This window comes from Bacillus sp. FSL R5-0585, assembly GCF_038004545.1.
Lineage (GTDB): Bacteria > Bacillota > Bacilli > Bacillales > Bacillaceae_G > Bacillus_A > Bacillus_A cereus.
The window spans coordinates 234,956-247,977 of the sequence record NZ_JBBORJ010000001.1; the positions used below are offsets into that span (position 1 = coordinate 234,956).

A 13,022-nucleotide genomic window follows, 5' to 3' on the forward strand; every position below is an offset into this window, starting at 1 on the left:
ACATGGAAATCTCCTATTTTTTATTGTTTTCCAGTCACATAATCATAAACAATATCCTCAATCTCCTCGTATAAATCAATTTCAATATTTGAATGAGTCACCGTTTGAATATGTTTCACTAGCATTTCCTGATCTTCTTTTGATATTGGACTGCATTGATATTGCTGAAAACTTTTTATAATCATTTTCTCAATTAATTTTTCGTTCATATTTTTTCCCGCCTGTATGTACGTATGTATTGTTTTATTGTACTTGAAGTGAAATAAAAAAACTACTATGCACTATTTTTGTATAAAAATTCGGTTGAGTATATTATTTTTCTAATAAAATTAAGTTTTTTTAGATTTTAAAATTTATAAATATTTAATTGACTCTATAAATATACAATATTATAATCATACTTAATTTAAAGAATCGATTTGAGGAGGAACTTATGAAAGTCGCAATTATTGGAGCCACTGGATATGGGGGCATTGAATTAATTCGTTTATTAGAACAACATCCATATTTTTCGATAGCATCTCTTCATTCTTTTTCGCAAGTTGGTGAGTGTATAACAAATGTATATCCGCATCTTCGAAATGTTCTCGTTCATACGTTACAAGAAATTGATGTGAAGACAATAGGGAAAGAAGCAGAAATCGTATTTCTAGCAACACCAGCAGGAGTATCGGCGGAGTTAACTCCCAAGTTAGTAGCAGAAGGTTTAAAAGTAATTGACCTATCTGGAGACTTTCGTATGATAGATCCTTCGTCATATGAACTGTGGTATAAAAGGCCAGCAGCGAAAGAAGAAATTCTTAGAAAAGCAGTGTATGGGTTAAGTGAATGGAAAAGGACTGAGATTCAAAAGGCAAATTTAATTGCAAACCCAGGATGTTTTGCTACAGCCACATTGCTAGCGATAGCGCCGTTAATACGTAGTAGCATGATTGAAGAAGATTCGATTATTATTGATGCGAAATCAGGGGTATCAGGAGCAGGAAAAACACCAACAACAATGACTCATTTTCCTGAGCTATACGATAACTTACATATCTATAAAGTAAACCAGCATCAGCACGTTCCGGAGATTGAGCAAATGCTTACAGAATGGAATAGTGAATCACAGCCAATTACATTTAGCACACATTTAATACCGATATCACGAGGAATTATGATTACACTTTATGCAAAAGTAAAACAAAAGATGGAAATAAAGCAACTTCAAAAATTGTATGAAGAAACGTATGAACAATCGCCTTTCATCCGAATTTGTACGCAAGGGAAATTTCCAAGTCCAAAAGAAGTGAGAGGCTCAAATTATTGTGATATTGGCATAGCTTACGATGAAAGAACTGAAAGAGTTACGGTCGTTTCTGTTATAGACAATATGATGAAAGGCGCGGCTGGGCAAGCGATTCAAAATGCAAACATAATAGCGGGACTAGAAGAGACAACAGGTTTACAACATATGCCGCTTTATCTATAAGGGGGACATGATGATTAAAGTAGCGTCTATTACAAAATTAGAAAATGGTTCAATTGTAACGCCGAAAGGCTTTTCGGCAATTGGTACTGTAAATGGTCTGAAAAAGGAGAAAAAGGATTTAGGGGCAATCGTTTGTGACGTACCAGCATCATGTGCCGCTGTGTATACAACGAATCAAATACAAGCAGCCCCTTTGCAAGTAACGAAGGATAGTATAACGGCAGAAGGGAAGTTACAAGCAATTATCGTTAATAGTGGAAATGCAAATGCTTGTACTGGAATGCAAGGATTACAAGACGCATACGAGATGCGCGTGTTAGGGGCGGAACATTTTGGGATGAAAGAAAATTACGTTGCAGTAGCTTCAACAGGTGTAATTGGTGTTCCACTGCCGATGGATATAATCCGAAAGGGGGTTGCAACTCTTATACCGACGAAGGAAGAAAGTGAAGCATATTCTTTTTCTGAAGCAATTTTAACGACGGATCTTATCACGAAAGAAACTTGCTATGAAATGATTATTGATGGGAAGAAAGTGGTGATTGCGGGTGTCGCCAAAGGTTCAGGGATGATTCATCCGAATATGGCAACGATGCTTAGTTTTATTACGACAGATGCTCATATAGAGCATAACGTATTGCAAACAGCGTTATCACAAATAACGAATCATACATTTAATCAAATTACGGTGGATGGAGATACTTCTACGAATGATATGGTCATCGTTATGGCAAGTGGATTATCAGAAACAAGGCCGATAAATATGGAACATACAGATTGGGAAACTTTCGTAGGTGCTTTACAGAAGGTATGTGAAGATTTAGCGAAAAAAATTGCGCAAGATGGTGAAGGCGCTACGAAGTTAATAGAAGTAAATGTGCTAGGAGCTCAAACGAATGAAGAGGCAAAAAAAATTGCAAAGCAAATAGTCGGTTCGAGTCTTGTGAAAACAGCAATACATGGTGAAGACCCAAACTGGGGGCGAATTATTAGCAGTATTGGACAAAGTGAAGTAGCTATTAATCCGAACACAATTGACATTACTCTTCAATCTATATCGGTATTAAAAAATAGTGAGCCTCAAACATTTTCTGAAGAAAAAATGAAAGAGAGGTTACAAGAAGATGAAATAGTCATTAATGTGTACTTACACTTAGGTGAAGAGACAGGATCAGCTTGGGGCTGTGACTTAAGCTATGAATATGTGAAAATAAATGCTTGTTATCGTACATAAGGAGAGAGAAGATGAGCGATTATATTGTAGTGAAATGCGGCGGTAGTATGTTGAATCAATTAAATGATGTGTTTTTTGAATGTATAAAGAAATTGCAACAGAAGTATAAAGTAGTGATTGTTCATGGTGGTGGACCAGAAATTGATGCCAAATTAAAAGATTGTAACATCAACGTAGAAAAAAGAGATGGATTACGGATAACACCAAAAGAAGTTATGGATGTTGTTCAAATGGTGCTATGCGGAAGTACGAATAAAAAACTCGTAATGAATTTACAAAAGCATAATTTACTTGCGGTAGGTTGTTCAGGGTGTGACGGCAATTTACTTCAAATTCAACCTGTCAGCGAAGAGATAGGATATGTAGGGGAAGTAAGTTATGTAGAAACAGCTTTATTAAAAGGATTAATAAATATGGAGTATATTCCTGTTATTGCTCCAATCGGGGTAAATGGTAATGAAATTTATAACATAAATGCGGACAATGCTGCGGCTGGGATTGCGGCCGCGTTAGGGGCAAAAGAGCTGGTTTTTATTACGGATGTAGATGGAATATTACATGAAGGGAATTTGGTAAAGGAAGCGGATGAATCTGAAATTGCAACTTTTATAGAAACAGGTGTTATTACAGGTGGGATGATTCCGAAAGTACAGGCGGCACTAGCATCATTAAAAATGGGAGTGCAAAAGATAAGTATTGTGAATGGTACAAAAGATTTTACTGAGGTTACGGGAGAGTGTATTGGAACGACGGTAACGAAAGGCGTGAGTATTGCATGACGAGTCATCTTTTTCAAACGTATGGCAGAAGAACTATTGAGTTTGTAAAGGGAACTGGAACGAAAGTTATTGATAATAAAGGTAAGGAATATTTAGATTTTACATCAGGAATTGGCGTATGTAATTTAGGACATTGCCACCCTACTGTTCTCAAAGGTGTACAAGAGCAACTTGATGATATATGGCATATATCTAACCTGTTTACAAACAGCTTACAAGAAGAAGTTGCGTCATTATTAACAGAAAATAGAGCATTAGATTATGTGTTTTTCTGTAATAGTGGGGCAGAGGCAAATGAAGCGGCTTTAAAGTTAGCACGTAAGCATACTGGAAAATCTCTCGTCGTAACATGCCAGCAGTCTTTTCACGGTAGAACATTTGGAACGATGAGTGCAACAGGCCAAGATAAGGTAAAAGAAGGATTTGGTCCATTACTTCCATCTTTTTTACATATCCCTTTTAACGATATTAAAGCATTAGAGGAAGTAATGAATGAAGAAGTTGCGGCGGTAATGGTAGAAGTAGTTCAAGGAGAGGGAGGAGTAATACCTGCTGATCTATCTTTTTTGAAAGAGATTGAAACATTATGTAATAAGTTCGGTTCCTTATTTATTATAGACGAAGTACAAACGGGGATAGGAAGAACTGGAACACTATTCGCTTATGAACAAGTGGGAATAGAGCCTGATATCGTTACCGTTGCAAAGGCACTTGGGAATGGGATTCCTGTCGGAGCGATGATTGGCGGGAAAGAGCTCGGAACGTCGTTTACTGCAGGATCACACGGTTCAACTTTTGGCGGGAATTACATCGCGATGGCTGCAGCGAAAGAAGTATTGCAAGTGAGTAAAAAACCATCGTTTTTAAAAGAAGTACAAGAAAAAGGCGAGTACGTATTAGAGAAGTTGCAAGAGGAATTACAGCATGTCGAATGTATTCAAAATATACGTGGTAAGGGGCTTATGATTGGGATTGAGTGTAAGCATGAAGTTGCAAGTTTTATAGAACAACTAGAAAACGAAGGACTTCTCGTATTACAAGCAGGCCCTAATGTTATAAGACTATTACCGCCACTCATTGTCACGAATGAAGAATTAGAACAGGCAGTATATATAATAAAAAAAGTAGTTTGTACAAAAAACGTATCAATCATATAAGGGGGAAGTTTCATGTCAACTGTACAAGTACCGAAATTAAATACGAAAGATCTTTTAACACTAGAAGAATTAACGAAAGAAGAAATTATTTCTTTAATTGAGTTCGCTATATATTTAAAAAAGAATAAGCAAGAGCCTTTATTACAAGGCAAAATATTAGGGCTTATTTTTGATAAGCATTCAACTCGTACTCGCGTATCTTTTGAAGCGGGAATGGTACAGCTCGGGGGACATGGTATGTTTTTAAGTGGGAAAGAGATGCAAATGGGGAGAGGAGAAACCGTTTCAGATACTGCGAAAGTATTATCGCAGTATATTGACGGGATCATGATACGTACATTCTCCCACGCGGATGTAGAAGAGCTTGCAAAAGAATCAAGTATTCCTGTTATTAACGGTTTAACGGATGATCATCATCCTTGTCAAGCATTGGCAGACCTCATGACGATATATGAAGAAACAAATACATTTAAAGGAATAAAATTGGCTTACGTAGGTGACGGAAATAATGTATGTCATTCATTGTTGCTAGCGAGTGCAAAAGTCGGAATGCATATGACTGTTGCAACGCCTGTAGGATATGAACCGAATGAAGAGATTGTAAAAAAAGCGTTAGCGATTGCCAAGGAAACAGGAGCTGAAATTGAAGTTTTGCATGATCCTGAATTAGCGGTGAATGAAGCTGATTTCATTTATACTGACGTTTGGATGAGCATGGGGCAAGAGGGCGAAGAAGAGAAATGTACTTTATTTCAGCCATACCAAATCAATAACGAACTTGCTAAGCATGCGAAGCAAACATATCGTTTCTTACACTGTTTACCTGCCCATCGTGAAGAAGAAGTAACAGGAGAAATTATAGATGGACCACATTCTATCGTCTTTGAGCAAGCTGGTAATCGATTGCATGCTCAAAAAGCGTTATTAGTGAGTTTATTTAAAAATGTAGAAGAGCCTTCCTAAAAGGGAGGTTTTTTTATATTAAAATGTCGGATGTATATTTGGTTAACCATTTCGATATCATTTATAATAAAAGAGAAAACTAAATTTGTTTTTCAGAGTGTGTAAGGACATACTACATATAAAAATATAGTTAAAGAGATGATGAGGGTGAAAACAACTAAGAAAACATATTCGTTTTTCCAGCGGATGTGGAGAATATTAAAGTTTCAATATTATAAGTTGCTTCGATCGCCAGAAGGCGCAAAGAAAGTATCGTTAGGGTTTGCTATAGGATTCGGCTTAGAAATGTTAGTCATTTATACGGCATCGCTCGTATATGTAATATTTTATCCAATCGTCAGGTTAGCAAAGGGATCTTTTCCTGCGGCAGTTATTGGCAATATTATTGGGAAAATATCGTTTCTCCCAGTATTTTTATTTCCGCTTGCGTATGCGCTAGGAAAAATGATTTATCCATTTCATGTACAGAAAATTCATCATGAACCATTTACGATATCGGACTTGTTTTCAAGTCACATTTTTACGATATTAAAGAGCTTATTACAAAGTGAAGTGTATGTATTAATTGGAATGACGATTTTAGGAGTTGTGTTTGGTCTCATTTCATATTTCGTTGTGCATTATTTATACGAAAAGAACCGTAAGTTACGTTTGAAGAAAAGGAAGAAACGAGTGAGAGAACCACTTGTACAATTATAAACAATGTCACATTCATTTTCTCCTTTGAATATGTTTAAGAAAAAGGAGGAGAGGATAATGTATTATTATTACGTGCCTCAAGTATATCCATATGTAAATTATTATCCGGTTTATGATACGAGTAGACAATACGAATTATATCGGCAACAACAATTACAGCAATTATCACAAATACCACAATTACCAACACAACAGCCTACACAGGAAAAAAAACCATATTTAACAACATGGCCATATTCCAATGTATACTATGGTAACTATTACGAATCATAAAGCTGCTTCTATTTAGAAGCAGCTTTATACGTTTGTTTTCAAAATTAAATTTTGAATGGTTTGAAGAGAATGAATGAGCTTTTCGCGCTCTTCCTCAGATAATGTTTGGAAATTTTCTTTTAGTTTGTCTAAAATGAATTGCTGATACTGATTTACTAATAATTTCCCTTCAGCTGTTAGGGAAATTAAAATGACCCGTCGATCTTTTTCGCTATAATGACGCTCTATTAGTTCTTCTTGAATAAGTTTGTTTAATAGAGGTGTCATGTTAGGCCGTGAAATCGCTAGCCGCTTGCCGATTTCGGAAACTGCTAATGTGCCGTTTTCATGCAAAAGCAGTAATACTTGTGTATGTGATGGCGGCATATGTCTTTGAGAAGAAAATTCTCCAGGAAGCATAAATTTGCGATAAAAAAGAGGCACTAGCGAAAGAAGATGATCAACAATACGTTCCCACTCGCGTGATTCCATATAAAGGCCCCCTTCCACTATCATTGTAACAAAAAAGACATGTTATAAAAATAGAATTGTTTCATGGTAATTTTAATATTTGTAGGCCAATACTTTTTTTGTAAATGAATCGGCAATAATCGTATAGCCTTTATCATTTGGGTGTACTTGGTCAAAGAGCAATTCTTTTTTATCATTCGATATTAATTTACGAATTGGCAAAACGATAGATGGTTGATTCACTTTTGCAATGGAATAAACAGATTCATTCCAGCCATCTAAAAACATATCTGCATAACTTGCGATGGAGTCATCGAGTTGTAACGGGTTATAGAGTTCTGAGAGAATGAGTAAAGCGTCCGGATTTTGATCTCGAACTGTCTTTACAATACTTTTTATATCCGCTTCAAAATGGGCTTTTTCTTTATTTAACATTTTTATACCATCTATAACACCAACATCACGATTTAAACGAAATAAATTATTTCCTCCAATATTAATTGTAATGATATTTGCTGCTCTAATTTTTTCCTTTACATCTTCTGATTGAACTTTTTTAGCGAGACGATCTGTTGTAAGACCGTTTACCCCAAGGTTTTCTACTGTAATTGGTTTATGAATTTGTGCTTCTATTTGCTTAGAAGCTAATTCGGCAAATCCACCTTGTGTCGATCCATATCCTTTAGCGAGTGAATCACCTAATACAAGATGATAAAAAGATTCGTTTGTTTGCTTATCAATCCAATTTGGGGCAGATGTTTTTTCTGTTTTTTCTTCAGATTCATTTTGTTTTGTCTCGTCGTTCTTTTCAAAATAAGAATAAGAAATGATCAGAAGGAGGAGACAAACAATTGTTAAGATGACTTTTTTCATAAATTCATCCTCCTTGTAATTGGTAATTGTATCATATTCAGCAGTATTAGCAATGTAAGGGCATATTATATGTTTATGAAAAGTTTATAATAACTTTACAGAAAATTTGTTGAAGTTTGTCAAAAAATATTGACGATAGGAAAGAACTTTATATATGATAATGTCAGATAAGGTGAAACTTTAATGAGTGGGAGCTTTATTTCCTATTAATTAATAGTCTTCATCAATCGGGCGTTTAAGGGGACTACTCGTTAGCGCAGGGTGAAATGAAAATGGTGTCTCTAATAGAAGAAAAAAGGTATGTGGTTAGAGACAGATAGGGATTCATTTCATTATTTCTGGTAATTGTATAAGGGGGATTTTTTGTGAAAAAGTCAAAAAAAATGCTAGCTGGAGCAACTCTTGCGATTGGTGTTATAGCACCGCAAGTAATGCCAACAACAGCTCATGCAGATGAGAACACTGGGGAGAGTACAGTTAACTTACGAATTCTAGAAACATCAGATATTCACGTTAACTTAATGAATTACGATTATTATCAAACGAAAACAGATAATAAAGTAGGTCTCGTGCAAACTGCAACACTCGTTAATAAAGCACGTGAAGAAGCGAAAAACTCTGTCCTATTTGATGATGGAGATGCATTACAAGGGACACCGCTTGGAGATTATGTAGCAAATAAAATAAAAGATCCGAAGAATCCTGTGGATCCTAGTTATACACATCCATTATATCGTGTAATGAATTTAATGAAGTATGACGTCATCTCTCTTGGGAATCATGAATTTAACTACGGCTTAGATTATTTAAACAAAGTGATTGAAAAAACGGATTTCCCGGTTATTAACTCGAATGTATATAAAGATGACCATGATGATAAGGAAGAGAACGATGAAAATTATTTTAAACCATATCATATTTTAAAGAAAGAAGTAGTGGATGAAGCAGGCCAAAAACAAATAGTGAAAATTGGTGTAATGGGATTTGTTCCACCACAAATCATGAACTGGGATAAAGCGAATTTAGAAGGACAAGTAAAAGCAAAAGATATTGTGCAAACAGCGAAAAAATTAGTTCCGGAAATGAAGGCGCAAGGTGCGGATATTATAGTTGCACTAGCGCATTCAGGTGTTGATAAGAGTGGATACAACGAAGGAATGGAAAATTCATCGTTTTATTTAGCGACAGAAGTTCCTGGCGTAGATGCAGTATTAATGGGACATTCACATACTGAAGTGAAGGATGTATTTAATGGTGTCCCAGTTGTAATGCCTGGTGTCTTTGGAAGTAACTTAGGTATTATTGATATGCAATTGAAAAAGGTAAACGGAAAATGGGAAGTACAAAAAGATCAATCTAAGCCACAACTTCGCCCGATTGCTAATAGTAAAGGTACCCCATTAGTAGAATCTGATCAAAAATTAGTTAATGAAATTAAAGATGAGCATCAAGCGACAATCGACTATGTAAATACACCTGTAGGTGAAACGAAAGCACCAATTAATAGTTATTTTTCATTAGTACAAGATGATCCTTCCGTACAAATTGTGACAAATGCGCAAAAATGGTATGTAGAACAAGAACTTCAAAAACCAGAGTACGAAAAGATTAAAGATATTCCGGTTTTATCTGCAGGCGCACCATTTAAAGCAGGTGGCCGAAACGGTGCGACATATTATACGGATATTCCAGCTGGAACGTTAGCAATTAAAAACGTTGCAGATTTATATGTATATCCAAATACGTTATATGCTGTAAAAGTAAATGGGGCACAAGTGAAAGAATGGCTTGAAATGTCTGCAGGTCAGTTTAATCAAATTGATCCAAAGAAAACAGAAGAACAGCCGTTAGTAAATATAGGCTATCCTACATATAACTTCGATATTTTAGATGGCTTAAAATACGAAATTGATGTAACACAACCGGCGAAATACGATAAAGATGGAAAAGTTGTAAATGCAAATACGAATCGTATTGTAAATATGACATATGAAGGTAAGCCAGTAGCTGACAATCAAGAGTTCATCGTCGCTACAAATAACTATCGTGGAAGTAGCCAAACGTTCCCAGGTGTAAGTAAAGGGGAAGTTGTATACCAATCACAAGATGAAACACGTCAAATTATTGTGAAGTATATGCAAAAAATAAAAGATATTGATCCAGCAGCTGATCAAAACTGGGCGTTTAAACCAATTGTTGCAGATAAATTAAATACAACATTTGATTCTTCACCAAATGCACAAAAGTATATAAAGAAAGATGGAAAGATTTCATATGTTGGACCATCTGAAAATGAATTTGCTAAATATGCAATTGATATAACGAAGAAGAATGATGATAAAGAAACTAGTGAAGGAAATCCAACGACACCGCCGAAAGGTGATGGAGAAAATCCGACGACACCGCCAACAGGTAATGGAGAAAACTCAATACCACCAACAGAAGAAGGTAATAATGGAAATGAACCAAAGCAAGATGGAAACAATACTGGATCTGGACAAACTACAACAGATGATCAAAATACAAAAGAAACAACAACAACTGTAAGTGAAAATAAAGAAGCTGAAAAAGATGAACGTGATTTACCGAAAACAGGTGCAAGTATTGCTTCTACAATTGGAGCTGGTCTTGCGTTTGTTGGAGCGGGATTACTTATGTTATTTAGAAGAAAGAAAGCGAATAGATAGTCAAGAAATATAAAAAGGATTACCGATTTGGTAATCCTTTTTGTTATATTATGAAACTGGTACTGCTTTTTCTTTTTTCCATGAAAGACCGAATCCAGTAAAGCCGACGATAATGGTTACGACTGGACATGCTAAACAGAAGATTGCGTATGGCAGGTAATCGAATGTTGGAACGCTAAGAACGTTTGTTAAGAATACGCCACTTACACCCCATGGTACGAGTGGATTAATTACTGTACCAGCATCTTCTAATACTCGTGATAAATTACGACGTTCTAAACCGACTTCATCGTATTTATTAGCAAATGCTTGTCCTGTTAAAACGATGGATAAGTACTGCTCACCAAGTAAGAAGTTTACACCGATTGCAGTTGAAGCAGTAGAAATAATTAAGCGTGTACTAGTTTTTACGAAGCTAGAGATAATATTCATCAGCTGCGCTATAATGCCCATTCCTTGTAATAATCCTCCCATACAAAGAGCTAGGAAAATAAGAGCAATTGACATCATCATACTTTGCAGGCCACCGCGAGATAATAAGCTGTCAATGTCTTTGATACCAGTTTTAGAAACGTAACCGTCTTGCATAATTTTTATTAAATCAGCTAAAGAAGTGCTAGGTTTAAAAATAAAGAGAATAATAATCCCTACCACAATTCCTGCAAGTAATGTTGGAACTGCGGGAACCTTTTTAAATGCGAATAGGAACAGTAATAAAATAGGAATCAGTGTAACGATAGAAATCGTTGCATTTTTTTCTAGTGTGTTAATAAATGCTGAGAAATCAACGTTTCCACCAGATCCGCTTCCTAAAATGAAAAATGCGATAAAAGCAATAATGAAAGCTGGCACTGTTGTCCAAAGCATGTTACGAATATGTTCAAATAAATCTACACCTGTTACAGCAGGCGCTAAGTTTGTTGTATCAGATAAAGGAGACATTTTATCTCCGAAGAATGCACCAGAAATAATTGCACCAGCAATAAGAGCTGGATCGTATCCAAGGGCAGTACCCATTCCCATAAAAGCAAGTCCTACAGTTGCAGCAGTTGTAAAAGCACTACCGATACTCGTTCCAACAATTGCACAAACAACAAAAACGGTTGGAACGAAAATTTTTGGAGATACAAGTTGGAAGCCGTATACCATTAAAGTCGGAATAGTTCCGGCTGCGATCCAAACGCTAATTAATACGCCTACAAGTAAGAAAATAAATATAGATGGAATACCAGCTGAAATACTACTAATCATCCCTTTCTCCATAGTAGACCAAGAGATTCTCTTCAAGAATCCAAATGCTAATAAAAGAACGATACCAAATAAAATTGGGATGTGTGGTGAAACTTCTAATTGAATAACACTAAAACCAATACAGAAAAAGATAAAAATTGTTAAAAGAACAGACTCAATTTTTGAAACCATTGTTTTCCCCTCCTAAGTAATATGAAATAGCTCTTTTTTATATAAAATTCGCCAATATTGTATATTTCCTTCTAAAATTTAGAATTTTGTGACAAATTACCGGTAATTGTTTGTTCTTCTATATGATACGGAAATGATTGGATAAAAAAACGTCCCTGCATATAATTATGCAGGGACGAAGAAATCGCGGTACCACCCTAGCTTGTGAAATGAATGTATCACAAAATAAAGGGTCATATGATATGCGCTTATAAAATAAAAAACGCCCCTGCAATATATGCAGGGACGAAAAATTCGCGGTACCACCCTAAATTGTGAAACAGTGTCGTTTCACCACTCTTTAGACATAACGGTCTATAACCGTCTTTCACTACTCCTCACGTTTCGTAAAAGAAGCTCCAGGGGGTAATTCATAATTCGCTCTGTACTGGTTCGCACCGACCACCAGCTCTCTGAAATCAGAAATCGAAATACTACTAAATCCTATCAACGCCGATTCATATGATGTTAGTTAAATTTTTATCATATTTTCATCTTACATGTCAATAAAAATATTAAATGTTTTTTTAGGGAAATAAAGGATAATTGTTTTTAACGCTGTAAAAATGTACGTTATAATGAATTTGAAAGGGGGAGGAAAGAGTGAAGAAAAAAATAATTCTTTTTACCACTTTATTAGTTATTGGAGGAAGTGCTGGAATTTACACAGCTTTTGCGGCTGAATCAGAGCAGTTGAAACAAAAGCAAATACAACAGTCAGAAGTGAAGAAAGTAAAAGAAATAGAAGAGAAGAAATCAATGGAAAAAGCAGCAGAAAAACTAGGAGTTTCTACTGAGGGGAAAACAAAAGAAGAGGTTACGAAAGAAGTAAATACCGCTAGATTTGAGAAGCGTCATGATTTATTAATTGAGCACGCTAAGCAACTTGGAATTGATACAGAGGGGAAAAAAGATGAAGAAATTATTTTAGAAATTGGAAAGATACAGCATGGAAAGTAGAACAACTTATCGTAT

At 35.6% G+C, this 13,022-nt stretch carries 13 protein-coding genes and 1 other annotated feature; of the genes, 9 read left to right on the forward strand and 4 right to left on the reverse strand.

The window, feature by feature from the left end:
• Positions 1-20 precede the first annotated feature (20 nt).
• Positions 21-209: a YqzH family protein gene (locus MKY38_RS01320; RefSeq protein WP_001003222.1), complete on the reverse strand. Its 189-nt coding sequence runs from the start codon at positions 207-209 to the stop codon at positions 21-23.
• Positions 210-433: 224 nt separating this feature from the next.
• On the opposite strand from MKY38_RS01320, the gene argC reads away from it, so the two are divergent.
• The 7 genes from argC to MKY38_RS01355 all read left to right on the forward strand — a co-directional run bounded on the left by argC (position 434) and on the right by MKY38_RS01355 (position 6,576).
• Positions 434-1,471 carry an N-acetyl-gamma-glutamyl-phosphate reductase gene (argC, locus tag MKY38_RS01325; protein WP_000861258.1) on the forward strand — a complete coding sequence of 346 codons (1,038 nt, stop codon included), beginning with the start codon at positions 434-436 and terminating at the stop codon, positions 1,469-1,471.
• Positions 1,472-1,481: 10 nt separating this feature from the next.
• Positions 1,482-2,705, forward strand: a complete 1,224-nt coding sequence (gene argJ, locus MKY38_RS01330) for a bifunctional glutamate N-acetyltransferase/amino-acid acetyltransferase ArgJ (RefSeq protein ID WP_000598402.1) — start codon at positions 1,482-1,484, stop codon at positions 2,703-2,705.
• Between the two features lie 11 nt (positions 2,706-2,716).
• The gene (gene argB / locus MKY38_RS01335) at positions 2,717-3,484 is read left to right on the forward strand and encodes an acetylglutamate kinase (RefSeq protein WP_065222893.1); all 768 of its coding nucleotides are present in this window, start codon (positions 2,717-2,719) and stop codon (positions 3,482-3,484) included.
• Entirely contained in the window at positions 3,481-4,641 is a 1,161-nt protein-coding gene (locus MKY38_RS01340) for an acetylornithine transaminase (RefSeq protein WP_065222894.1), read from the forward strand. Before argB ends, MKY38_RS01340 begins: the two co-directional genes overlap by 4 nt.
• A 12-nt stretch (positions 4,642-4,653) precedes the next feature.
• Positions 4,654-5,604 (forward strand): ornithine carbamoyltransferase, encoded by a 951-nt coding sequence (gene argF / locus MKY38_RS01345; protein ID WP_063246012.1) that lies wholly within the window; start codon positions 4,654-4,656, stop codon positions 5,602-5,604.
• Positions 5,605-5,742: 138 nt separating this feature from the next.
• Entirely contained in the window at positions 5,743-6,303 is a 561-nt protein-coding gene (locus MKY38_RS01350) for a DUF2062 domain-containing protein (RefSeq protein WP_002005691.1), read from the forward strand.
• Between the two features lie 57 nt (positions 6,304-6,360).
• A complete protein-coding gene (locus MKY38_RS01355) occupies positions 6,361-6,576 on the forward strand; it encodes a hypothetical protein (RefSeq protein WP_000291957.1) in 216 nt (71 codons plus the stop codon).
• Positions 6,577-6,600: 24 nt separating this feature from the next.
• Here MKY38_RS01355 and MKY38_RS01360 read toward each other — a convergent pair whose 3' ends face one another.
• Together MKY38_RS01360 and MKY38_RS01365 are read right to left on the reverse strand one after the other, a co-directional pair.
• Entirely contained in the window at positions 6,601-7,047 is a 447-nt protein-coding gene (locus tag MKY38_RS01360) for a MarR family winged helix-turn-helix transcriptional regulator (protein ID WP_000445819.1), read from the reverse strand.
• A 72-nt stretch (positions 7,048-7,119) separates the two neighbouring features.
• Entirely contained in the window at positions 7,120-7,899 is a 780-nt protein-coding gene (locus MKY38_RS01365; protein WP_114555464.1) for a GDSL-type esterase/lipase family protein, read from the reverse strand.
• Positions 7,900-8,264: 365 nt separating this feature from the next.
• Here MKY38_RS01365 and cpdB point away from each other — a divergent pair, with 365 nt between their 5' ends.
• Positions 8,265-10,586: a bifunctional 2',3'-cyclic-nucleotide 2'-phosphodiesterase/3'-nucleotidase gene (gene cpdB, locus MKY38_RS01370; RefSeq protein WP_341047900.1), complete on the forward strand. Its 2,322-nt coding sequence runs from the start codon at positions 8,265-8,267 to the stop codon at positions 10,584-10,586.
• 48 nt (positions 10,587-10,634) lie between these two features.
• On the opposite strand, the gene nhaC is transcribed toward cpdB, so the two are convergent.
• Positions 10,635-12,008 carry a Na+/H+ antiporter NhaC gene (nhaC, locus tag MKY38_RS01375; RefSeq protein ID WP_000253736.1) on the reverse strand — a complete coding sequence of 458 codons (1,374 nt, stop codon included), beginning with the start codon at positions 12,006-12,008 and terminating at the stop codon, positions 10,635-10,637.
• A 278-nt stretch (positions 12,009-12,286) separates the two neighbouring features.
• Positions 12,287-12,507, reverse strand: a binding site (T-box leader).
• A gap of 143 nt (positions 12,508-12,650) precedes the next feature.
• Between nhaC and MKY38_RS01380 the strand changes: the two genes are divergently transcribed.
• Positions 12,651-13,007, forward strand: a complete 357-nt coding sequence (locus tag MKY38_RS01380; RefSeq protein WP_000726902.1) for a hypothetical protein — start codon at positions 12,651-12,653, stop codon at positions 13,005-13,007.
• Positions 13,008-13,022 lie beyond the last annotated feature (15 nt).

Coding starts and splice junctions, on each gene's coding strand:
- nhaC (WP_000253736.1), bottom strand. CDS start 12,008: ATGGTTTCAAAAATTGAGTCTGTTCTTTTAACAATTTTTATCTTTTTC.
- MKY38_RS01320 (WP_001003222.1), bottom strand. CDS start 209: ATGAACGAAAAATTAATTGAGAAAATGATTATAAAAAGTTTTCAGCAA.
- MKY38_RS01350 (WP_002005691.1), top strand. CDS start 5,743: ATGATGAGGGTGAAAACAACTAAGAAAACATATTCGTTTTTCCAGCGG.
- argB (WP_065222893.1), top strand. CDS start 2,717: ATGAGCGATTATATTGTAGTGAAATGCGGCGGTAGTATGTTGAATCAA.
- MKY38_RS01355 (WP_000291957.1), top strand. CDS start 6,361: ATGTATTATTATTACGTGCCTCAAGTATATCCATATGTAAATTATTAT.
- argJ (WP_000598402.1), top strand. CDS start 1,482: ATGATTAAAGTAGCGTCTATTACAAAATTAGAAAATGGTTCAATTGTA.
- MKY38_RS01365 (WP_114555464.1), bottom strand. CDS start 7,899: ATGAAAAAAGTCATCTTAACAATTGTTTGTCTCCTCCTTCTGATCATT.
- argF (WP_063246012.1), top strand. CDS start 4,654: ATGTCAACTGTACAAGTACCGAAATTAAATACGAAAGATCTTTTAACA.
- argC (WP_000861258.1), top strand. CDS start 434: ATGAAAGTCGCAATTATTGGAGCCACTGGATATGGGGGCATTGAATTA.
- MKY38_RS01340 (WP_065222894.1), top strand. CDS start 3,481: ATGACGAGTCATCTTTTTCAAACGTATGGCAGAAGAACTATTGAGTTT.
- MKY38_RS01360 (WP_000445819.1), bottom strand. CDS start 7,047: ATGGAATCACGCGAGTGGGAACGTATTGTTGATCATCTTCTTTCGCTA.